The following is a 20,161-nucleotide window of genomic DNA, read 5'->3' as shown; positions in this document are numbered from 1 at the left end:
CCCAGAGATAGCGGCCCATCCAGCCAAGACTTTCGAGAATGCGGTTCATGCCTGCTACACCAGATAAAACCCGTCATCCGGCCGCCGGCCGCCGATGATTGCCGGGTCGGCCCTGGCAAGCTCATCGTAGAACGCCTCGAGATCGGCGCGCGCAGCGCTCGCCTTAAGGGCGCATAGATGACTTGTCGGGAAGGAGGCGGCGATGATTTCCGGCGGGAAACCCAAGGCATCGGCGGCCGCAGCGGCCGCCGTCTTCGGATCGGCCGCGGCGCTGGCGAGCGCCGTCTCCATGGCGCCCTGCAAAGCCTCGATGCCGGCCCTGCCGAGTTTTTGCTGGACCGGCGATGTCAAGGCGAGGCCAGCCTGCGGAATTTCAGCCTTGCCGGCCACCTTCGCCCATTCCCGCTGAATATCGATGGTGCGATGGACGGTCATGAAAAAAGACTTCGCCTTGATGAGCACGGCGGTCGCGGCCGGCTCGCTCAGCAGGGCGGCATCCACCCGTCCCGTCAGCAGCAATTGCACGGCTTCCGGCGGCGAGGCGGCATATTCCAGCTTGATGTAGCCGGGCTTCAGGCCGTTTTCAGCAACAAGGCGGCGCAGCACGAAATCGGGCATGTCGTTCTTGAACGGCAAAGCGAGGGTCTTGCCGGAAAGGCTTTGCAGGGAGTTCAGCGTCCCGTCTTTCGAAACGATATGGAGCAGGCCCGTGGTCAGCACGTTCAACAGCCCGAGGCCGAGACCGCGATTGTGGAGATTGGCGACGCCGTAGCTCGGCATCACCACCGCTCCCATGGAACCGGAGGCGACGGCGGCACGCATTTCATCCGGGGTTTTCCAGGCTTTGAAGACCGCTCCGGGTGTGACATCCTTTAGGAACCCGCCCTTTACCGCATGGGCCAGCACGGCCGACGGCGCGGCCGGAGGGCCATAAAAGGTGAGCGGCGCTTCCGCCTTCGCAACATGCGGTACGGCAAGTGTCGCGACCGCGAGCCCGGAAAAGGCTGAAAGAGCCTGACGACGGGTGAGATGGGCCATGGTCCTGATCCTTTCGCGCCGGAAGCGCCATGATGCGCGTGACGCCCGCTCAGACCTGTCTTCCGGTCCCGGCGCGTCACCAACCCGGAAATGACATTTTGCAAGCACCCGCTCTTTGCGCAGGATCAAACAGAGCCGAAAACAGGGATTATTCACCCTTCTTGAGTGAGAGCGCGTCCCGCAGGAGCCGCGAGCCCTCCTGGGCGGCGGCAGCGATATCGAGAAACATCAGGCTTGCGGTTTCGACCACACCTTCATCCACCGTGTCGTCTTCGGCGAAGTCGCAGAGCATCTCGGTCAGGAGCGCTATCTTGCGCCGCTCCTCGCGGGCGGCGGCCAGAAGCTTGACGATATTGCGCTGGCGCTCGAAATCCTCGAGTTCGCGCAGCGCCTCGTGCACCCTGTCGCGGCAGCCGCAATCAAGCGCGCTCTGCAAGACAATGTCGCGCACGAGATGGATTGCCGCCGCGATATCCGCTCCGCCCGGCGCCGCTGCGGGCAGCTTTTGCTCGTCCGTCGTCATGCATTCACCCCATGCGCCGTGTTGCGGGCACGGGCGATCCAGGCCGCCCCTTCCTGCCCGTGGTGGAAACCATTGGAAAAGGGCACGTCCGGGTAGATTTGCCCGAGACGTGCAAGACCGTCTTCCGCCTCCCGCCTGCCGGCCAGAACATCGTGATGGATTTGCGCCACCGCAACCATGTCGCAGTCCTGCGGCGACAGCCGGAAGCGGGAAATGCCGGCGGCGGCTAGGTCCTGCAATTCGCCAAGCAGCGACTGGCAGGTATGCGACACCGTCTGCACGCCGTTCAGCGCCAGAAACGACTGCCGGTCAAGCGTGCGCACCGGCAATCCGTCAGGGTCGTCACCGCAGACGAACTGGCAATTATCCTTGATATTGCCCTTGGCGCGGGCATGGGCGCAGCGCGCCGAAATGGCGAGCGGCAGGCGGCCGAAGGCGAAGATTTCGAAGCCCACATTGGGCGTCTGCGCCACGATCCGCTCGACCGAGGTCATCGGCAGTTCCGGCGGCAGGCAGATGGCGCTTGCCCCACGAGAAGAAAGCAGCCGCGCGGTTGCGGCATTATAAACATTCACCATTGGCCCGACGACATGCGGCGTGCCGTGCAGAATGCCGAGCGCGGAAAGATCGTTCGCCTCGACCGGATAGGGACTGTCGGCGATCAGACCGCGCAGCTGGCGACTTTCCCGCTCCAGCGTCACCAGCGAAAGCTTCGAGAGGATCACCTTCTTTTCGGCACTCTCCAGTCGCTCGATCACGTCGGCCAGATGCGGCTCGGTAAAATGAAACCGTTTGGAGCAGACGGTTTCACCGAGATAGACGTGGCTGACGGGCGCTTCATCGGCGATGCGGAAATAAAAATCTCGCCATTTCTCGCCCTGCCAGAGATAAAGGACCGGGCCGAGCGCCAGAGTGGCCTTTGCGGGTTTTGCCATCGCCTTCATCTCCAGCGTTTTTCATAAGCGCCAACGGTGGTGCGCTGGCCTTCGCTTAAGAGCCGCAGGCGCGAGAGCAGCCGTCCCCGTTCTTCGGCACCGGCGGAAAGCGCCCGGTGCAGGGTGGAAACCACTTCCGCCACATAGGCCTTGCCGCGCTGGCGACCCTCGATCTTCAGCGCGCTGACCCCCGCCTCGCGCAGCGCATCGATCTGGTCCATCACGTCAAGCGATACCGGATCTTCGAAGGCATAGGACTTGTCATCGGCAATCTCGAAACGGCCCTTGCACAGCGTGGGGTAACCCGCCGCCTCGCCGGCCGGAAATCGGTTGATGGTGTATTCGCCAAGTTCCGACACCAGCGCCTGCCCGTCCTGCCGGTAGCGGACGTGGCTTGCCGGCGAGCAGACGCCGTTCATGTTGGGTGACTTGCCTGTGGTGTAAGACGACAGCGAGCAGCGCCCTTCCGCCATGACGCAGAGACCTCCGAACACGAAGATTTCGATTTCGCAGCGGATTTGCCGCGCCAGCCGGGCGATGTCGGCAATCGTCAGGGTGCGCGGCAGCACCACGCGTTTCGCGCCGAAGGCATCGACGAGGAAATTCACCGCATCCGCATTGGAGGCGGAGGCCTGCACGGAGACGTGGATACGCTGCTGCGGATGATGTTCCGCCACATGCGCCATCAGACCGAAATCGGCAAGGATAAGTGCGTCCGCCCCCGCCTTAATCGCATCGGCCGAGCCGCGATACCAGATATCCTCATTGCCAGCACGCATGAAGGTGTTGAGCGCCACGAAGGTCTGGACACCGCGCTTTTTCGCGTAAACGATGGCCTCGGCAAGTTCCTCGCGGGAAAAATTAAGGCCGGGGAAATTGCGGGCATTGGTTTCATCGCGAAAACCGCAATAGACCGCATTCGCCCCGGCATCCACGGCCTCGCGAAAGGCGGCAGGCGTTCCCGCAGGACAGATCAGTTCCATGCGTCAACTCCCCGCGTTTCGGACAGAACATGGCCACGCAGGCGGTTCGCGACACGCGTTATCATGGGCGCGAAAGGCCCGGCAAATGCACCGAGGTCACGCGGCAGATCGATGCCGCTGTCATCAAGCGCATTGCGCAGCGCCAGCATCGCCTCCATGTCGCCGGTGACGCTGAGATCACGCGAAAAGAACAGCGCATCGGCATCCTGCCGCCCCTCCATCAGCGCAAGCAGCATGAAAAGCGGTCCCTCGACCGCCGCATCCGCCTTGGCCAAGCGAGCCTTGCGGCTGACGGTGATGGCGCGACCTGCCGGCTCGACCATGAAGGCGAAGGGGAGATCGACGGGCAGAAAGGCGTAGCGCTTGCCACGATGTTCACCGAGCCGGACGAACATATCCGGATGCCGCTTCATGATCTGTGCCAGCATCGCCGCCGTCGCTCGCTGCACCACGGCAAGGGGTAGGAAATTCATGGGGCGGGCGATGGCGGCGGGAAAAGATCTCATGAAAGGTCCTGTCGGCTCAGTTGCGGGCGGCAACCTAACCGCAGCGCGCGGGTGGCGGTTTGAGCGAACGCAAAGACAGGGAAATTTTCAGGTGCGCCTTCACAAAAGCCGCTATAATTCATTCACTTGCCAAGCGACGGAGGCCGCCCGTGTCCGATTTAAGGGTCAAACGGATTTACGAACCCGCCAGCGACGATGACGGCGCGCGCATTCTGGTGGACCGGCTCTGGCCGCGCGGCATGAGCAAGGAAAAGGCAAAGCTTTCCCTGTGGATGAAGGACATCGCGCCCAGCAACGAATTGCGCAAGAACTTCTCCCATATGCCGTCTCGCTTTGAGGAATTTACCCGGCATTATCATAAGGAACTCTCGGCCAATCCCGATGCCGTGGCGCACATGAAGGAGCTGATGGCGAAAGGCCGCGTCACGCTGCTTTATGCCGCCCATGATATCGAACATAACCACGCCCTGGTTCTCGCCGACTATCTTCGTTCGCATTGAAGCCGCATTTGCGGCAGCGCAAGGACATGCCGTACTGCCATCGGCAAACAGGCGGCATGAGAGACGAGAAAACAGAAACTAAACCCGCCCACGCAGCCGATCTGCGCAGTTTCGCCCGGTTGCTGGAAGAACGCGGGCAGCTGCGGCGAATTCGCCAGCCGGTCTCGCTGGTGCATGAAATCACCGAAATCCACCGCCGCGTGCTCGCCGATGGCGGGCCGGCGCTGCTGTTCGAGCAACCCGTCGACCATGAGGGCAAGGTGCGGGACATGCCGCTGCTTACCAATCTTTTCGGCACGCGGCAACGTATCGAATGGGGGCTGGGGCTTGAGACCGGCGGCCTGCCCGCACTTGGACAAAAGCTCGCCGAATTACGCGAGCCGCGACCGCCGAAATCCATGGCCGAAGCGTGGGGTAAGCTACCTCTTCTGAGAGCAGCACTTTCCATGCGGCCACGAAACGTCTCACGCGCGCCGGTGCAGGAAAGGGTGTTGACAGGCGATGCGCTCGACCTTGCCGGCCTGCCGGTGCAATGGTGCTGGCCGGGCGAGCCGGCCCCGCTCATCACATGGCCGCTGGTCATCACCCGTTCGCCTGACGATCCCGACGATATCAATGTCGGCATCTATCGCATGCAGGTGTTGGGACCGGACAGGGTGATCATGCGCTGGCTGGCGCATCGCGGCGGCGCGCATCACCACCGGCTGTGGCGAGCGCGCGGGCTGGATATGCCCGTTACCGTCGCCATCGGTGCCGATCCCGCCACCATTCTCGCTGCCGTGATGCCGCTTCCCGACCATATCAGCGAGCTTGGCTTCTCCGGCCTGCTGCGCGGCTCGAAAAGCCGCATCGCAAAAGCTTTAACCGTGCCGATGCCGGTGCCGGCCAATGCCGAGATCGTACTGGAGGGCACCGTTTCGGGATCGGAAACGGCACTCGAAGGCCCTTATGGCGACCATACCGGCTATTATAATTCGGTCGAATCCTTCCCGGTCATGACGCTCTCGGCAATCACCATGCGCCGCGATCCGATCTATCTTTCCACCTATACCGGCCGGCCGCCGGATGAGCCTTCGGTTCTCGGCGAAGCCATGCTCGAGATTTTCCTGCCGCTCGTGAAAAAGCAGTTTACGGAAATCGACGATCTGTGGATGCCGCCGGAGGCCTGTTCCTACCGCATCATGGTCGCCTCCATCGACAAGCGTTATCCGGTCAGGCAAAGCGGGTGATGATGGGCCTTTGGTCGATGCTGCCGCAGTTCAGTTATGTGAAGCTCATCATTCTGGTCGATCCCGACATTGATGTGCGCAACTGGGAGGATGTCATCTGGGCGCTATCCACCCGTTTCGATGCTTCGCGCGATACGATGATCATAAACGATACGCCAATCGATTATCTCGACTTCGCCTCTCCTAAAGCCGGGCTCGGCGGCAAGATGGGGCTGGATGCGACCCGCAAGCTGCCGCCGGAAACGGAGCGTGAATGGGGCCGTGTGCTGTCGATGACGCCAGACGTGATCGCGAAAGTGGATCTGATGTGGCGCGATCTCGGCCTTGGAGAACGGCTATGATCCCGTACCGCGTCGTGGTCGGCGTCACCGGCGCTTCGGGTGCCGGCATTGCGTTGCGTATTGTCGAGCGCCTTGCCGGGATGAAAAGCGTCGAAATCCATCTCGTCCTGTCGCAATCCGCCAGACGCACCGTGCTACATGAGGAAGGTGCGCAAGCCATGGGGCGGATGTTGTCGCTCGCCAGCGTCAATCATGCCGTCGATGATATTGGTGCGGCGATTGCCAGCGGCTCCTTCCCAACGGCCGGCATGATCGTCGCACCGTGCTCCATGCGTACACTTGCCGCCATAGCAACCGGACTTTCAGACAATCTCATCACCCGCGCCGCCGATGTGCAACTGAAGGAGCGGCGGAAACTGGTTTTGATGACCCGCGAGACGCCGCTGCATCTCATCCATCTGCGCAATATGTGCACTGTCACGGAGGCCGGCGCCATCGTCATGCCGCCGGTGCCGGCCTTTTACAACCGACCGCAAAGCTTCTTCGATATCGTCGACCAGCTCGCCGCCCGCGCCATCGATCAGCTCAGCATCGCTTCCGCGCCGCAGGCGCCGATATGGCAGCCGCATATGGTGAAGACGTCGTGAGCCATCAAAGATAGGCCATCGGGTCAGCACCAAAGAGCGCGGCATGACCACCGGCCAGCAGCCACCACACCGTCAACCCTGTCAGCGCCGCGGCTAGCAGCATCGGCCCGTCCACGGCGAGGCGCGTTTTGCCGGAAAGCATTGCTGCGAAAGGGATCGTTGCATTTTTAGCAGCCGCCGCGCTCCATGCATTACCCAGTCTTTTCCGCGCGCGTTTTTCGGTCATCGCCATCCCGCCAAGCGAAAACAGCGCAAAGCCGCCGAACAGGATGACGGAACGCAGGTCGCCATTCGGCACGACATGCCCCAACGACCAGAACAAAAAGCCGACGAGTACCGGGTGCCGCGTGATGCGCACGATTGCCCCCGGTCTATCTCCCTGCCGCACGGAAATGGAAAGCGGATTGACGCTGAGGAGGCCGGCCAGCACGAAAAACAGGCCAATCGGCGCTGCCAGAAAGGTGACATGCGCCTGCCAGGGCGCAACATCCCAAAGCGGAATATAATCGACCGACAGCGCGGCATAAAATACCCAGCCCAGCGTCAGAAGCGAAACGGCGGAATAAGTCCCGAAATAGGCGGGCCTGCCGATGGCCGCAATCAGCCGGCCGCGCACGGCAGGTACGGCGGGAATGGAATGCAGCGCCACGAAAAGCGAAAGAGCGGCGACAAGTTCAAGCATGTGACTGCCTTCTTACTGGTTCAGGAACAGCACCGAAGCAATGGCCACGGAGGCAAGCACGGCGGAAACCGCACCCATGCGCTGCAACACACCCATACGGTACAACAGCACCGCAAAGCCAACGATAATAGGGGTTGCGACAATCAGCCCGACCTGCGCGTCGTTCATGGGAAGCTCCATTTTCCAGAGTTGCGCTTTGTCATGACAATAGGACTTTGCACGCTCCCTTCTTTGACCGACCGCAAAGAAGCGGGGTTTGAGGACGCCTAAGCGTGGCTTGCTGTTTTACAATTACGGACAAGACCATGGCGATCAATACGGAAGAGGAAAGCGGAAGCCTGCTTTTGTGGATTCTGGTCTGGAGCGAACTTGCCGCTTTCGGCGCGCTGACCGGTGCCTTCATCATTGCCTTCGCCCTCAAGCCCGAGGCCTTCGCCGCCGCGCGCCAGCATCTGCAGCCGCAGCTTGCCGGTCTCAATACGCTGATTTTGCTGGCAAGCGGCTGGCAGGCGGCCGTTGCGGCCAGTCGCCACACCGCGCTGCCGGGAAGAAGGCGGGCGCTCGCGCTTGCCGGCCTGCTGGGCTTCGTTTTCGTCGGCGTAAAACTCTATGAATATTCCACCGAAATCGCCTTCGCCTCCGATCCCGCCTATGGCGCTTTCTTCGAGCTCTATTTTCTGCTCACCGGCTTCCATCTGCTGCATGTCGTCTTCGTGGCCGTGCTGCTGTTTCTCGTCGCAGTCTTCCCGAAAAACGAGAACGTCACGCTGGTGACGACGCTGTGGCATGTGATCGATCTCGTCTGGATCGTCATTTTTCCCATCGTCTATCTGGTTTGACAGTCATGATCCACCGCACCTCCCGCCAGCTTGCAAGAAGTTTTGCAGTGCTCGCCATTCTCGTTCTCGCCGGTACGGCCGCCGTCACCTCGTGGAAGGCGGCGCTTCTGCCGCCGGTTGCCGTCGCCTGCCTGATGCTGCTTTTCGCGCTCCTGAAATCCAGACGCGTCATCGACGATTTTCTGGGTTTTGGCGAAGAGCGGGGCCTGCTGCGCACGGCACTTCTGGCATGGCCTGCCATCTTTGCCGCCGCAGCCCTTTTGCGGGCGTTCCTGCAGGGCATTTTGCCGCTCTGAAAAGGCGGATAACGCCACCTCTCCACTTGTTTGCCAAATGGCAAAGAACGCCGGCAGCCAGCGGCTAGAAAGGCGTCAGACCCCACCGCATTCCGCCAGCCTGCTGGCAAATCCCGGCAAGAGGGTTCGATCAAGCCAGTCCGCATAAGCGGTCTTCCGGATGGAAAGGACCATTGGCATGGCAGAACGCCTGACCAAAACAGGAGCGCGAAACGTCTTTTACGGCGGCTCCATCTTCTTCTTCGCCATTTTTGTCGGGCTGACCGCCCATAGCCATTATTACATACGCACCACCTCGACGGATGAAAGCACGCTGACGGAAAGCGTCGCGCGCGGCAAACATGTGTGGGAGAAAAATTCCTGCATCAACTGTCACACGCTGCTCGGCGAAGGCGCCTATTTCGCGCCCGAACTCGGCAATGTCTGGAAGCGCTATGGCGGCGTGGACGACAAGGATGCGGCGCGCGATTCCATCAAGGCCTGGATGGCAGCCCAGCCCACCGGCATCGAGGGCCGGCGCCAGATGCCGCAGTTCAATCTCACCGAACAGGAACTCGATGATCTCGTCGACTTTCTCGAATGGACGAGCCGGATCAAGACGCAGAACTGGCCGCCGAACGATGCGGGTTGAGGCTGACGGCAAGGAGATGACGAGATGAAATACCAGACGCAAAAAGTCGCCATGCTGTATTTTTACGGCGCAATCGGGCTGTTCGTGGCGCAGATCCTGTTCGGCGTCGTCGCCGCGACGATCTACGTGCTGCCCAATACGCTTTCCGAGCTTCTGCCCTTTAACATCGTGCGCATGATCCACACCAATGCCCTTGTGGTTTGGCTGCTGATGGGTTTCATGGGTTCGACCTTCTATCTTCTGCCGGAAGAAACGGAAACGGAGCTTTACAGCCCCAAGCTCGCCATCGCGCAGTTCTGGATCTTCCTGGTGGCCGCCGCCGTCGCCGTGGTCGGTTATATCTTCCGCATCCATGAGGGCCGCGAATTCCTCGAACAGCCTTTCGCCATCAAGGTCGGCATAGTGCTTGTCGTTTTGATGTTCCTGTTCAACATCACCATGACAGCGCTGAAGGGCCGCAAAACCACCGTCATCAACATCCTGCTCTTCGGACTCTGGGGGCTGGCGATCTTCTTCCTCTTCGCCTTCTACAACCCCATGAACCTGGCGCTCGACAAGATGTACTGGTGGTACGTCATCCATCTGTGGGTGGAAGGCGTGTGGGAACTGATCATGGCGTCAATCCTCGCCTTCCTTATGATCAAGCTCAACGGCATCGACCGCGAAGTGGTGGAAAAATGGCTCTATGTCATCGTCGGCCTTGCCCTCTTTTCGGGCATTCTCGGCACCGGCCACCATTATTACTGGATCGGCGCGCCCGGTTATTGGCAATGGATCGGTTCGCTGTTCTCGACGCTGGAAGTGGCCCCCTTCTTCACCATGGTCATCTTCACCTTCGTCATGACCTGGAAGGCCGGCCGCAAGCATGAGAACCGCGCAGCGCTTCTGTGGTCGATCGGCTGCTCGGTCATGGCCTTCTTCGGCGCCGGCGTCTGGGGTTTCCTGCACACGTTGTCTTCGGTGAACTATTACAGCCACGGCACGCAGCTTACCGCCGCCCACGGCCACCTCGCCTTCTTCGGCGCCTATGTGATGCTGAACCTTGCGATGATGGCCTACGCCATCCCCGAAATGAAGAAACGCGCGCCCTACAATCAGTGGCTTTCGATGACGAGCTTCTGGGTGATGTGCACGGCCATGTCGGTCATGACCTTCGCGCTGACCTTTGCCGGCGTGGTGCAGATCCAGCTTCAGCGCGTCATGGGCGAAAGCTTCATGGATGTGCAGGACCAGCTGGCGATCTTCTACTGGATCCGTCTCGGCTCCGGTTTCGCAGTTCTCATTTCGGCGGTCATGTTCATCTGGGCAGTCCTGGTGCCGGGCAAGCAGAAACAGGGCGACGTCGCCCGCCTCGTGCAGCCCGCCGAATGAGAAACGGACCGGCTCTCCTTTTCCCCCGAGAGCCGGTCCTTACCACCAACCATGGAGATGACCATGAATACGATTTTCCGCCCCCCGCCGCAGCCTTTGCCGGACACGCCGTTCTATACCGCGCTTGGCAATGAATGCACGCTGTTCGAAAGCGCCTGGGTGCGGCAATTGCCGCTGCTGCTGAAAGGCCCGACAGGTTGCGGCAAGACCCGTTTCGTCAGCCATATGGCGGCAAAACTCGGCCTGCCGCTTTCGACCGTTTCATGTCACGACGATCTTGCCGCCGCCGATCTGACCGGTCGTTACCTGCTGAAAGGCGGTGAAACCGTGTGGATGGACGGCCCGCTGACACGATCCGTGCGTCAGGGCGGCATATGTTACCTCGACGAGATTGTGGAAGCGCGCAAGGATGTGGCCGTTGTGCTGCATCCGCTCACCGACGACCGTCGTATCCTGCCGCTGGAGCGCACCGGCGAGGTTCTGGAAGCGCCCTCGGGTTTCATGCTCGTCGTATCCTACAATCCCGGCTACCAGAACCTGCTGAAAAGCCTGAAACCCAGCACCCGCCAGCGCTTCGTCGCCATTGAATTCGATTTTCTGCCCAAAGAGCAGGAGATTGCCGTCGTGTCGCATGAAAGCGGGCTCGATGCGCGCGATGTCGAGCCGCTCGTCGATCTCGCCCACCGGCTGCGCGGCCTGAAAGGCCACGATCTGGAAGAAGGCGTCTCCACCCGCCTGCTCGTTTATTGCGCCAGCCTCATCGATACCGGCCTTCCCGCCCGTCAGGCCGTGCGCGCGGCGATGATCGAACCGCTGTCCGACGAGCCGGATGTGAAGGCCGCGCTGCATGAAGTCGCGGATGCGGTCATACGATAAGGCACATTTATATCAATATCTGAATGCGCGGTATTACCCGCGCATTCCGGCTCGATGCCATGAGGATAAACCATGCTGGACTTTCTGGAACTGGAAGAAACCGTCGGCCGCGCCTGGCACAGGCTGATCGGCGAAACCGGCACATGGCTGCGCTTTCCCGATCACGCCGTCAGGCTGGAAGACATGCAGGCCGTGCTGGCCATATGTTTCCGCGGTTTTGGCGGTGAACACGCGGTGCAGATCGCCCCGGCGCGCGCCCGCACCTCCACACACCGGCTGAGGCTTCGCCAGCGCATGGGCCTTGGCGAAGAAAAGCTTGCCCAGCCCGGACGCGATCATGCCACGCTGATGCTGCCGCCAGTGCTCGATCTATTTCCCGACCGCCACCTCAATCGCGATCTTTATTTCTGGCTCGCCGCCGCCATGGCGATGATGCCGCTTGAACCAGTCATGGCCGCCGACCCGTTGCGCAACGATCTTGCCCGGCTCGACCGCGCCACGGAACTGGCAGAGACCGTAACCCATGCTTTTCCCGGCATGAAGACCCGTTATCGCCGGCTTTGCGCCGCCATGCTCGCGGTGCGGCAGAAGCGGCCGCTGCCGCAGGCGGAACAGCAGGTGGAACAGCGGGTGCTTTCCATGCTGGCCGATGCGGCAGGGATCGAAGACTATCCGCCGCCCGTCGGTCTTCTAGCCAAAGCGCCGCCGCGTTATCTGCCGATGCTGCCTGTTCCGCTGTGGCCGGACACGCTGCTGCGCGAAACATCCGAGGCCAGGCAAAGCGAAGACCAGCCGGCGGCGAGCGCAGCACCACAGGGGGCGGAAGCGGCCCGTCATATCGCCGTGCGTGAAAAGGCGGAGAACCGGCAGACGGAACGCAGCCCCTTCATCCTCAACCGTTTCGAAAAAATCCTCGCCATGGCGGAGATGGTCAATGTCGATCGTCCCGGTGACGATAGCGACGATGCCGACGGCAGCGCAGCCGACGAACTGGATGACATGACGCTGGGCGAGAGAAAGGGACGGCCTTCCGCCCGCCTCCGCTTCGATCTGGACCTGCCGCCCGAAGCATTGAACCATACCCCGCTTACAGCGGAACTGACCTATCCCGAATGGGATTATCGCAGCAGCAGCTATCTCGCCGATCATTGCCGGGTCATCGCCGGTCCGGCGAAAGACGCGGAGACGGCACCGGAACCCGACCCGGACACCAAAAGCCTCATCCGCCGGGTCAGGCGGCAATTCGAGGTGCTGAGACCGCGCCACGAGATGCTGCGCGCCCAGCTTGACGGCAACGATCTCGATCTTGACGCCGTGGTGCGCGCCAGAAGTGATATCGCCTCCGGAGGACAGGGCAGCGACCGCATTCATATGGCCAGTCGCCCGCAGGCGCATGATCTCGCCGTAACGATCCTCGTCGATGTGTCCTTGTCCACCGATGCCTGGTTCGACAATCGCCGGGTGCTCGATGTGGAGAAGGAAGCCCTGCTGGTGCTTGCGCACGGGCTTTCCGCCTGCGGTGACAGTCACTCCATCCTGACCTTCACCTCCCGCCGCCGTTCCTGGGTGCGGGTGGAAACGGTGAAGGATTTCGAGGAGCCAATGGGCCACGCTGTCGAGCGTCGTATTGCGGCGCTAAAACCCGGTTTCTATACCCGCATCGGCCCGGCCATCCGCCACGCCAGCGCCAAGCTGCATGAGAGGCCGGAGCGGCGCAAGCTGCTTCTGCTGCTGACGGACGGGAAGCCGAACGATGTCGATCACTATGAGGGCCGCTTCGCCATCGAGGACAGCCGCCGTGCGGTTTCCGAGGCGCGGCGCTCGGGCGTCAGCGTCTTCGGCGTGACCGTCGACAGCAAGGCGCAATCCTATATTCCGGCCATGTTCGGCCAGAACGGTTATGCCATCGTCAACAGGATCGCCAAGCTGCCATCTGCGCTGCCGGCAATCTATCGCAGCCTTGCCGGCTGACGCATGTCACGCAGACGGACCTGACGAATCTCAGGTTTATTTGCGCGGCGACAATGTCTCCCGACCGCCGGGCGGATAGGTTTTTCCAGTCCGCCGGCCGGCCGCACCGCCGGGCATCATTCCATCCGCGGCCATGGAGCCAGCCTATGTCCGAAGCCCAAACCGCAACCAATATCGATGTGCGCATCATTCCGCATCGCGAACGCCATCCGCGCATTTTCGGTGCGCTCGGCGCGTTGACCGAGGGGCAATCGCTACAGATCACCAGCGATCACGATCCCCGTCCGCTGCTTTACCAGCTGGCCACCAATTTCCCTGGCCAGTTCGGCTGGGAATATCTCCAACAGGGTCCGGACGTCTGGCGCCTCGATATCGGCCGCCTGGAAGAACAGGCCGAAGGTTCGGAAGACGATATCTCCGGCTGCGAATGCTGCTGCGGATCCGAACATTGAGCCCAGCGCCTGCGGCATGGTGAAAATTCCTCTGGCGGACGGCCCCTGCCGCCGCCAGCCGACAGATGAGGTGATGCAATGACGGAAATGATCAGGGAACTCGATGTCCGGCCGCTTTTGCTGAGCGGCGGCGAGCCTTTTCCGGCCATCATGGAAGCCGTGGCAGGGCTTGCGCCCGGTGAGGCGCTGCGATTATACGCCACCTTCCGGCCCAGTCCACTGTTCAAGGTGATGGCCGAACGCGGTTTCGACCATCAGGTCCGGGAAATCGGCGGCGGCGACTGGGAGGTGCTGTTCACGCCGCGATCCAGTGAAGCCGAGCAGATTTCCGTGTCGCCCGCACTTGCGGGCAACGCGGAGGAGCCGCAGATATGGCCCGACCCGGTCGTCTATCTCGATCTGCGCGATGAGGCGACCGGGGGTCAAACGGCCCGTACGCTTGCCACACTTGACCGTCTTCCCCTAGGTTCCGTGATCTTCTTGCTGATGCCGCAGGAACCGACCTTCCTCTACCCGGAGCTTCTGGCCCGGGGTCATCAATGGGCCGGAAATTTCGACGAGGCGCGTACGGCGTTTCGCATTTTCATCCGCGCCGGTGCCGGCGCGCATTGAACCAGAAGTCAAACTCCCGGAAAACAAAACGCCCCTGAAATTGCTTCCGGGGCGTTTTGTTTTGGCGGTATGGCAAGGAGGCCTTCTAGGCTTTGAGCGGTTTGCGCTCGCGCATCAGGATTGGCCCGTACTCGAAGCAGAACAGACCGAAACCCACGATCCAGAGGAGCGCCGAGCAGGCGTAGAGATGCATCATCGCGCCGGGGAAGAACTCGGCTGCCGGTCTCAACAGCGCGCAGGCGATCAGCGCCACGTACGCGGCGATGGTGACCCTGCTGGCCGCGAGCTTGCGCCCGGTATGGCCAAGGCTCGCTCTCGTCATGACAGCAACCATCATGCAGCCGATGACGCCGACGGTGAAGACATGCAGGACGGAACGCGTGTCCATGACGTCAAGCGCCGCCAGCGCTATGGTGATGAAACCGGCGGGAATGAAGGCATAGGCCGCATGCAGCACCACCAGCACCTGCTCCGGCCAGGTCGTCCAGCCGCGCCAGCGGACCAGACGCACGGCGTGCATGAAAGCCGCCAGAAGCGCCGTTGGCACGGCCACGATGCTCTCGGGCTCTATTGTCCAGACGGCCAGCGCCGCGATACCGGTCAGGATGGCTGCGGTGTCGAAACCGTTATAGGGGACTGGAAAATCCGTGCGGCCAAACCGGTTCAGCCAGTTGTGGGTAAAACTCGGCACGATCCGGCCGCCGACGATGATGACAAGCACGGTGTAGGCCGAGACCGCGAGGCGGGTCGCCATCTGGCTGAGGTCGCCTTCGATCGCCGCCACATGGAATACGATGTTAGCGACCGAAAGCGCCAGCAGCCCGCCCAGCACCTTCAGGTCTTTCCATTTGCGCCCGGCAATGACCTCGCGCGCGCAGATCGTGAGAAGTGCCGGCAGGAAAAGCCCGTCCACGGCTGCGGCGGTGACCACGCCCACCGTGTCCGGCACAAGCAGGAAAAGCCGGCCGGCGCACCAGAGCGCAAACAGCCACACCAAGGGTTTGCCCGACACCGGCAGCCGCCCCGTCCAGTTCGGCACAGCCGTCAGTAGAAAGCCGGACAGCACCGCCGAAGCGAAACCGAACAGCATCTCATGGGCATGCCAGTTCGGTGCGCCGTAATCCCCGCCGAGGTCGATGAAGCCCGAAAGGGCTGCGATCCACAACGCCATCGCCACAATGGCCCAGAGGGCGGCGCCGAGGAAAAACGGACGGAAACCGTAAGAAAAGATAACCGGGCCGCTGCGTGCCAGCCCCCTTGGAATGCCGCCTTTTGGCCGGCTGCGCCCCTGGGTGGGAACGGTTTGGCTGCCACTCATTGTAATGCTCCTCATTTGGTCTTGACATATGTCTAGACGCAATCCCGTCTCGCTTCTTTGCGAACAGGCAAAGAGGAGGTGCTACCCGTCCGCATGAAGCCGTAACCGCCTGCCAAAATGTCGCAGGTGGCGCGACGTGCAGTTTGCTCCATCTCAAATTGTATTTCCGTACCTCCACTACAAATGCTGTGACAGAGCAAAGCATGCTCTGCCCCAAGAGGGACAGGAGAAATATGATGACGGAAACCTTCCACATCACACGGCGTAATATTCTCGCAGGCGCGGCATTTGCAGGGGCTTTGGCTCCCGTCATCATGCCATCGACAGCGAGCGCGGCAGAGGAAAAAAAGGCTGCGGCCAAGCCATTGACGAAGGCGGAGATTGGAGTACTACCTCGCGTAAAAGTTGATCTCGTCAAGCCGCCCTTCGTGCATGCTCACACGCAGAAAGCCGAAGGCGGGCCGAAGATCGTCGAGTTCACGCTCACGATCAAAGAGCAGAAGATGATCCTCGACGACAAGGGCACCGAGGTCCACGCCATGACCTTCAACGGTTCGGTTCCGGGGCCTCTGATGGTGGTGCACCAGGACGACTATGTCGAACTGACCCTCATCAACCCCGATACCAATGAGCTACAGCACAACATCGATTTCCACTCGGCCACCGGCGCGCTCGGCGGCGGCGGGCTCACCATCGTCAACCCCGGTGAAAAGGCGATCCTGCGCTTCAAGGCCACCAAGGCCGGCGTCTTCGTCTATCACTGCGCACCTCCCGGCATGGTGCCGTGGCACGTCACCTCGGGCATGAATGGCGCGATCATGGTACTGCCGCGTGAGGGCCTGACGGATGGCCACGGCAAGGAGCTTGTTTATGACAAGATCTATTATGTCGGCGAGCAGGACTTCTACATCCCGCGCGACGAGAACGGCAATTTCAAAAAATATGAAAGCGCCGGCGACGCCATGGCCGACACGCTGGAGGTGATGCGCAAGCTGACACCGAGTCACATCGTCTTCAACGGTGCAGTCGGCGCGCTAACGGGAGAACACGCCCTTCAGGCCGCCGTGGGTGAAAAGGTGCTGATCGTGCATTCGCAGGCGAACCGTGATACCCGCCCGCACCTTATCGGCGGCCATGGCGATTATGTCTGGGCAACGGGTAAATTCCGCAACCCGCCGGATCTCGACCAGGAAACATGGTTCATCCCCGGCGGCACGGCAGGCGCGGCCTTCTATACCTTCGAGCAGCCTGGCATCTACGCCTATGTCAATCACAACCTTATCGAAGCCTTCGAACTGGGCGCGGCCGCCCATTTCAAGGTGACAGGCGAGTGGAACAACAGCTTGATGCAGGCGGTGCTCGCCCCGTCGAGCATCTGACACAAGCGGAAGCGCGCCCGTCGACAGCCGCGGGCGCGCTTAAGGTTCTGCTCTCCGCGCCTGAACGCAGGCCCGACTTTGGCGTCTTCTCGACGCAGGCAGGTTCCCATGGGCATTTCCGGCAACAGCCACTTCCCAAAAGCCGTCTCGCTTCTTCTCCCGCTCTCGATTGCAACGCTTTTGGCAACGGCCATCGGTTTCCAATCCGGGATCATCCGCAGCGGCATTGATGACCGCGCGACCATGATGGCTCCACAGGTCGTCACAGTGCCCGCCGGGCATTTCACATACCGGGCGGAGGGCGAATATTTCCGCAATGGCTATGCCGTAGATGGCCCGGTGGTCGACGTAGTGATGCGACAAAATCTGACGATCATGAAATATCAGGTATCGAGCGGCGATTATGCGCGCTGCGTAGCGGAAGGCGGCTGTCAGCAGCCGGAACCCGGCTTTGCCGCTCCGGTCGGCGGCGAGATACCGGCAACCGGAATCAGCCAGGATGACGCCCGCGCTTATGCGACGTGGCTGAGTGAGCGGACAGGCGAGGTCTGGCGCCTGCCGAGCGACGCTGAACTGGCTTTCGCCGCCGGGTCGCATTTTCCGGATGAGACGCTGGGTGTCGGCGCGGACAGCGAAAACCCGGCCTTGCGTTGGCTGGCCGATTACGAGCGGCAGACCAGCCGTAAAGCCTCGGACAACCCGGTTCCGCAATCCTATGGCAGCTTTGGCGAAAACGAATATGGCCTTGCCGATTTCGGGGGCAACGTCTGGGAATGGACATCGAGCTGCAGCCACCGCGTGACGCTCGGCAAGGATGGTGAGGCGATCGATAGCGTTGCCTCCTGCGGTATCCCGGTCGCGTCGGGAAAACATCGGGCGGCTATGAGCGCCTTCGTCAAAAACCCGAAGAGCGGAGGCTGCGCTGTCGGAGTACCGCCTGACAATCTCGGCTTCCGGCTGGTGAAGGATACGCGCTGGTATGCTCCGCTTGTCGAAAAGCTCCGGGCAGCCGGTCGGGCTACGTGATAGTCGTCACTTAAAACATCCAGTTGATTTATATCATTTGTTCTTCTTCGCCCGATGGGTAGAGCTGTGTCGTTGAGAATACAGAACGCTCGCATCATGTTTCTCCTGGCAGGGAGCGCGGTGCCAGTTAACGGAGAGGGTGCAAGTGAAGATTGACCGAAGCGTCATCCGGTCGCTGGCCTTGTTTGCCAGGATGGCCGACGATGAGCTGGACGGACTGCTGACGCACGCCACATCTCGGCTGGTGCCGCCGGGCGAAGCCATCTTTGAGCAGGGCCAGCCAGCCAAGCATTTCTTCCTGCTCATTCATGGCCGCCTGAAGGTGACGCAGGTCACGCACGATGGCCAGCAAATCATCGTGCGTGTGGTGCATCCCGGTGATCTCTTCGGTTTCGCCCGGGCGCTGCAGCGGTCCGATTATCCCGGTACCGCGACCACGGCCGCCGAAAGCGTGATCCTTTCCTGGCAAACGGACCTCTGGCCGCACTTCGTCGAGCAGAACCCGCACCTTGCCGTCTCCGCCATGCAGACCATTGGCCAACGTCTTGAGGAAGCCCATACGCGCATCCGCGAAATGTCGACGCAGGAGGTAGAGCGTCGGGTGGCGCACGCCGTACTGCGCCTTTCGCAACAGGCAGGGCGCAAGGAGGTGGACGGTATTCGAATCGACTTCCCGATCTCGCGGCAGGATATAGCGGAAATGACCGGCACCACGCTCCACACCGTTTCTCGCATCCTGTCCAGTTGGGAGAGCAAGGGCCTCGTACAGGGCGGCCGGCAGAAGCTTCTCGTATGCGATCTGCCGGGCCTCGCTCAACTGGCGGACGGCGATACCAGTCAAGTCTAGGGCGGAGCCTTGGCCTCGCTCATTGCGACAACCTGCTCTTGCGCATTTCTTACTGTCTGTCGGTTATAAGCAGGCTGCTAGTTGAAGTGGCGGGACATATGATGTTTATAAATGCGGTAAACACTGAGGGGAGCGAACCATGCCCCATGTCGCCCGCGTATTTCAGTCCGGTAACTCCCAGTGGATTCGCCTGCCGAAAGAATTGCGTGTCCACGTCGATCGTGTGGACATTACGCAAGAGGGCGATGCACTGATCTTGCGTCCCCATGTTGAGCGTGCCGAGGCCTGGAACTCTCTGGTAGCAGCGATGGCTCGCGGCGAGAGCGACGTTTTTTTGAAAGACGGGCGCGACCAGGCAGGTCCGCAGCACCGGCCGAAGCTTGATGCTGTATTCCGTGATCTCGCATTTTCTCGACACGAATGAGGTCATCACATTTATTGGCCGCCGATCAGACGAGCTGGTGCATCCGGTTCGCCAGATCGATCGCTTCGTAGCCGGAACGATTGAGGCGAAGCGCAACAAGGGATGAGAGCGCCGCAAAATGTCCGCTGAAGACCAAAATCCGACGCCTGTCGCGCAGGCCTGCGGAAACGCGCGAATATCCGCGTGGGACACAGCGTGGCGGACCTGTCGAAGAGCCGTGATCTCGCTGTCAAGGACCAGCGTCAGCAGGCCGCCGTCTTCGACCCACACCACCCGTGCAGCCATGCGCGCTAAGGACTTTCGAAATCCCCTCCCCATCGTTAAATTCGACTGAAGGAAACTTCTGAATTCCGAGTCGCCTTTGAACCCAGGCGACGTTTCACCCTCACGGCCGACGATGGACGCCCCCCAGCGCGAGAGGAAACATCCTCGCCGTTGTCCATTGCCGCACCGACCGGATCTTGTAACGGCATGCCAAGAAGGCGCGTGTCGGCCGATGCTGGAACCAAAACAACATCAAAGGGTTAATCAGGCGGATCAATCTACGCGATCCGAGCTAGGGAGAAAACCATGAAAAACACTGTTCTCACCGCCGCCTTCATTTGTGTCTCGGCCCTTACGGCACATGCTCAAGGTGCGCCCGCGGCCAACAGCGACGGAAACACGCCGGCAATTGCGACCCCCGACACGAAAAACCCGACGGCCCCGGTGGAGGGCGCCAACAGTTTTACTGAGGACCAGGCAAAGGATCGGATCGAAAAAGCGGGTTATACGGGGTTGAAGGATCTTAAGAAA

22 protein-coding genes and 2 pseudogenes are annotated in these 20,161 nt (G+C 61.2%); 16 read left to right on the top strand and 8 right to left on the bottom strand.

Annotated elements, in window-relative coordinates; all coding sequences use genetic code 11:
- Positions 1-54: 54 nt before the first annotated feature.
- The 5 genes from DOU54_RS13520 to ubiT all read right to left on the bottom strand — a co-directional run bounded on the left by DOU54_RS13520 (position 55) and on the right by ubiT (position 3,985).
- On the bottom strand, positions 55-1,038 hold the full coding sequence (locus DOU54_RS13520) for an ABC transporter substrate-binding protein (RefSeq protein ID WP_072495324.1): 984 nt from the start codon (positions 1,036-1,038) through the stop codon (positions 55-57).
- A 148-nt stretch (positions 1,039-1,186) separates the two neighbouring features.
- Positions 1,187-1,561, bottom strand: coding sequence for a hypothetical protein (locus DOU54_RS13515; RefSeq protein ID WP_113731408.1), 375 nt, complete (start codon positions 1,559-1,561; stop codon positions 1,187-1,189).
- Positions 1,558-2,496: a ubiquinone anaerobic biosynthesis protein UbiV gene (gene ubiV, locus DOU54_RS13510; protein ID WP_113731414.1), complete on the bottom strand. Its 939-nt coding sequence runs from the start codon at positions 2,494-2,496 to the stop codon at positions 1,558-1,560. Before ubiV ends, DOU54_RS13515 begins: the two co-directional genes overlap by 4 nt.
- A 5-nt stretch (positions 2,497-2,501) precedes the next feature.
- Positions 2,502-3,479 carry a ubiquinone anaerobic biosynthesis protein UbiU gene (gene ubiU, locus DOU54_RS13505; RefSeq protein ID WP_072495326.1) on the bottom strand — a complete coding sequence of 326 codons (978 nt, stop codon included), beginning with the start codon at positions 3,477-3,479 and terminating at the stop codon, positions 2,502-2,504.
- Entirely contained in the window at positions 3,470-3,985 is a 516-nt protein-coding gene (ubiT, locus tag DOU54_RS13500; protein ID WP_072495327.1) for a ubiquinone anaerobic biosynthesis accessory factor UbiT, read from the bottom strand. The genes ubiU and ubiT overlap by 10 nt, the downstream gene beginning before the upstream one ends.
- A gap of 149 nt (positions 3,986-4,134) precedes the next feature.
- Here ubiT and DOU54_RS13495 point away from each other — a divergent pair, with 149 nt between their 5' ends.
- The 3 genes and pseudogenes from DOU54_RS13495 (at position 4,135) to DOU54_RS13485 (ending at position 6,642) form a co-directional block, all read left to right on the top strand.
- Entirely contained in the window at positions 4,135-4,485 is a 351-nt protein-coding gene (locus tag DOU54_RS13495) for a DUF488 domain-containing protein (protein WP_072495328.1), read from the top strand.
- Positions 4,486-4,541: 56 nt separating this feature from the next.
- Positions 4,542-6,055, top strand: a pseudogene (locus DOU54_RS13490) (UbiD family decarboxylase).
- A complete protein-coding gene (locus DOU54_RS13485; protein WP_113731407.1) occupies positions 6,052-6,642 on the top strand; it encodes a UbiX family flavin prenyltransferase in 591 nt (196 codons plus the stop codon). Before DOU54_RS13490 ends, DOU54_RS13485 begins: the two are co-directional and overlap by 4 nt.
- A gap of 4 nt (positions 6,643-6,646) precedes the next feature.
- Here DOU54_RS13485 and DOU54_RS13480 read toward each other — a convergent pair whose 3' ends face one another.
- On the bottom strand, positions 6,647-7,324 hold the full coding sequence (locus DOU54_RS13480) for an NnrU family protein (protein WP_072495331.1): 678 nt from the start codon (positions 7,322-7,324) through the stop codon (positions 6,647-6,649).
- A gap of 12 nt (positions 7,325-7,336) precedes the next feature.
- Entirely contained in the window at positions 7,337-7,492 is a 156-nt protein-coding gene (locus tag DOU54_RS13475) for a hypothetical protein (RefSeq protein ID WP_022557550.1), read from the bottom strand.
- 137 nt (positions 7,493-7,629) lie between these two features.
- Between DOU54_RS13475 and DOU54_RS13470 the strand changes: the two genes are divergently transcribed.
- The 8 genes from DOU54_RS13470 (at position 7,630) to DOU54_RS13435 (ending at position 14,372) form a co-directional block, all read left to right on the top strand.
- On the top strand, positions 7,630-8,163 hold the full coding sequence (locus DOU54_RS13470; protein WP_072495332.1) for a cytochrome c oxidase subunit 3: 534 nt from the start codon (positions 7,630-7,632) through the stop codon (positions 8,161-8,163).
- A gap of 5 nt (positions 8,164-8,168) precedes the next feature.
- On the top strand, positions 8,169-8,459 hold the full coding sequence (locus DOU54_RS13465) for a hypothetical protein (RefSeq protein WP_072495333.1): 291 nt from the start codon (positions 8,169-8,171) through the stop codon (positions 8,457-8,459).
- Between the two features lie 178 nt (positions 8,460-8,637).
- Complete coding sequence (locus DOU54_RS13460; protein WP_072495334.1) at positions 8,638-9,090, top strand: c-type cytochrome; 453 nt, start codon at positions 8,638-8,640, stop codon at positions 9,088-9,090.
- Between the two features lie 24 nt (positions 9,091-9,114).
- Positions 9,115-10,461: a nitric-oxide reductase large subunit gene (locus DOU54_RS13455; RefSeq protein ID WP_113731406.1), complete on the top strand. Its 1,347-nt coding sequence runs from the start codon at positions 9,115-9,117 to the stop codon at positions 10,459-10,461.
- A gap of 63 nt (positions 10,462-10,524) precedes the next feature.
- Positions 10,525-11,337 (top strand): CbbQ/NirQ/NorQ/GpvN family protein, encoded by an 813-nt coding sequence (locus tag DOU54_RS13450; protein WP_003585384.1) that lies wholly within the window; start codon positions 10,525-10,527, stop codon positions 11,335-11,337.
- A 72-nt stretch (positions 11,338-11,409) separates the two neighbouring features.
- Complete coding sequence (locus tag DOU54_RS13445) at positions 11,410-13,308, top strand: nitric oxide reductase activation protein NorD (protein WP_113731405.1); 1,899 nt, start codon at positions 11,410-11,412, stop codon at positions 13,306-13,308.
- A 146-nt stretch (positions 13,309-13,454) separates the two neighbouring features.
- Complete coding sequence (locus tag DOU54_RS13440) at positions 13,455-13,760, top strand: DUF2249 domain-containing protein (protein WP_193603332.1); 306 nt, start codon at positions 13,455-13,457, stop codon at positions 13,758-13,760.
- A gap of 78 nt (positions 13,761-13,838) precedes the next feature.
- Positions 13,839-14,372 carry a DUF2249 domain-containing protein gene (locus DOU54_RS13435; RefSeq protein ID WP_003585381.1) on the top strand — a complete coding sequence of 178 codons (534 nt, stop codon included), beginning with the start codon at positions 13,839-13,841 and terminating at the stop codon, positions 14,370-14,372.
- Between the two features lie 85 nt (positions 14,373-14,457).
- Here the strand turns inward: DOU54_RS13435 and DOU54_RS13430 are convergent, their stop codons facing one another.
- Positions 14,458-15,690, bottom strand: coding sequence for an NnrS family protein (locus DOU54_RS13430; protein ID WP_113731403.1), 1,233 nt, complete (start codon positions 15,688-15,690; stop codon positions 14,458-14,460).
- Between the two features lie 236 nt (positions 15,691-15,926).
- Here DOU54_RS13430 and nirK point away from each other — a divergent pair, with 236 nt between their 5' ends.
- From nirK to DOU54_RS13400, 5 genes and pseudogenes are all read left to right on the top strand, one after another.
- On the top strand, positions 15,927-17,069 hold the full coding sequence (gene nirK / locus DOU54_RS13425; RefSeq protein WP_003585379.1) for a copper-containing nitrite reductase: 1,143 nt from the start codon (positions 15,927-15,929) through the stop codon (positions 17,067-17,069).
- 108 nt (positions 17,070-17,177) lie between these two features.
- On the top strand, positions 17,178-18,095 hold the full coding sequence (locus tag DOU54_RS13420; RefSeq protein WP_044460168.1) for an SUMF1/EgtB/PvdO family nonheme iron enzyme: 918 nt from the start codon (positions 17,178-17,180) through the stop codon (positions 18,093-18,095).
- 145 nt (positions 18,096-18,240) lie between these two features.
- Positions 18,241-18,942, top strand: a complete 702-nt coding sequence (locus DOU54_RS13415) for a Crp/Fnr family transcriptional regulator (protein WP_003585377.1) — start codon at positions 18,241-18,243, stop codon at positions 18,940-18,942.
- 139 nt (positions 18,943-19,081) lie between these two features.
- Complete coding sequence (locus DOU54_RS13410) at positions 19,082-19,366, top strand: antitoxin (RefSeq protein WP_113731402.1); 285 nt, start codon at positions 19,082-19,084, stop codon at positions 19,364-19,366.
- Positions 19,367-19,936: 570 nt separating this feature from the next.
- A pseudogene (locus DOU54_RS13400) lies at positions 19,937-20,161 on the top strand (PepSY domain-containing protein); the annotation flags it as partial.

It is taken from the genome of Agrobacterium sp. MS2, from assembly GCF_003261015.1.
In the GTDB taxonomy this organism is placed as follows: Bacteria; Pseudomonadota; Alphaproteobacteria; order Rhizobiales; family Rhizobiaceae; genus Agrobacterium; species Agrobacterium pusense.
This window is presented reverse-complemented; position numbering and strand designations above follow the sequence as displayed.

Bases quoted from the DNA above. Each gene is read 5' to 3' on its own strand.
- DOU54_RS13485 (WP_113731407.1), top strand. From the start codon at position 6,052: ATGATCCCGTACCGCGTCGTGGTCGGCGTCACCGGCGCTTCGGGTGCC.
- nirK (WP_003585379.1), top strand. From the start codon at position 15,927: ATGACGGAAACCTTCCACATCACACGGCGTAATATTCTCGCAGGCGCG.
- ubiT (WP_072495327.1), bottom strand. From the start codon at position 3,985: ATGAGATCTTTTCCCGCCGCCATCGCCCGCCCCATGAATTTCCTACCC.
- DOU54_RS13515 (WP_113731408.1), bottom strand. From the start codon at position 1,561: ATGACGACGGACGAGCAAAAGCTGCCCGCAGCGGCGCCGGGCGGAGCG.
- DOU54_RS13465 (WP_072495333.1), top strand. From the start codon at position 8,169: ATGATCCACCGCACCTCCCGCCAGCTTGCAAGAAGTTTTGCAGTGCTC.
- DOU54_RS13420 (WP_044460168.1), top strand. From the start codon at position 17,178: ATGGGCATTTCCGGCAACAGCCACTTCCCAAAAGCCGTCTCGCTTCTT.
- ubiU (WP_072495326.1), bottom strand. From the start codon at position 3,479: ATGGAACTGATCTGTCCTGCGGGAACGCCTGCCGCCTTTCGCGAGGCC.
- DOU54_RS13450 (WP_003585384.1), top strand. From the start codon at position 10,525: ATGAATACGATTTTCCGCCCCCCGCCGCAGCCTTTGCCGGACACGCCG.
- DOU54_RS13435 (WP_003585381.1), top strand. From the start codon at position 13,839: ATGACGGAAATGATCAGGGAACTCGATGTCCGGCCGCTTTTGCTGAGC.
- DOU54_RS13430 (WP_113731403.1), bottom strand. From the start codon at position 15,690: ATGAGTGGCAGCCAAACCGTTCCCACCCAGGGGCGCAGCCGGCCAAAA.
- ubiV (WP_113731414.1), bottom strand. From the start codon at position 2,496: ATGGCAAAACCCGCAAAGGCCACTCTGGCGCTCGGCCCGGTCCTTTAT.
- DOU54_RS13445 (WP_113731405.1), top strand. From the start codon at position 11,410: ATGCTGGACTTTCTGGAACTGGAAGAAACCGTCGGCCGCGCCTGGCAC.
- DOU54_RS13470 (WP_072495332.1), top strand. From the start codon at position 7,630: ATGGCGATCAATACGGAAGAGGAAAGCGGAAGCCTGCTTTTGTGGATT.
- DOU54_RS13460 (WP_072495334.1), top strand. From the start codon at position 8,638: ATGGCAGAACGCCTGACCAAAACAGGAGCGCGAAACGTCTTTTACGGC.
- DOU54_RS13475 (WP_022557550.1), bottom strand. From the start codon at position 7,492: ATGAACGACGCGCAGGTCGGGCTGATTGTCGCAACCCCTATTATCGTT.
- DOU54_RS13455 (WP_113731406.1), top strand. From the start codon at position 9,115: ATGAAATACCAGACGCAAAAAGTCGCCATGCTGTATTTTTACGGCGCA.
- DOU54_RS13520 (WP_072495324.1), bottom strand. From the start codon at position 1,038: ATGGCCCATCTCACCCGTCGTCAGGCTCTTTCAGCCTTTTCCGGGCTC.
- DOU54_RS13410 (WP_113731402.1), top strand. From the start codon at position 19,082: ATGCCCCATGTCGCCCGCGTATTTCAGTCCGGTAACTCCCAGTGGATT.
- DOU54_RS13480 (WP_072495331.1), bottom strand. From the start codon at position 7,324: ATGCTTGAACTTGTCGCCGCTCTTTCGCTTTTCGTGGCGCTGCATTCC.
- DOU54_RS13440 (WP_193603332.1), top strand. From the start codon at position 13,455: ATGTCCGAAGCCCAAACCGCAACCAATATCGATGTGCGCATCATTCCG.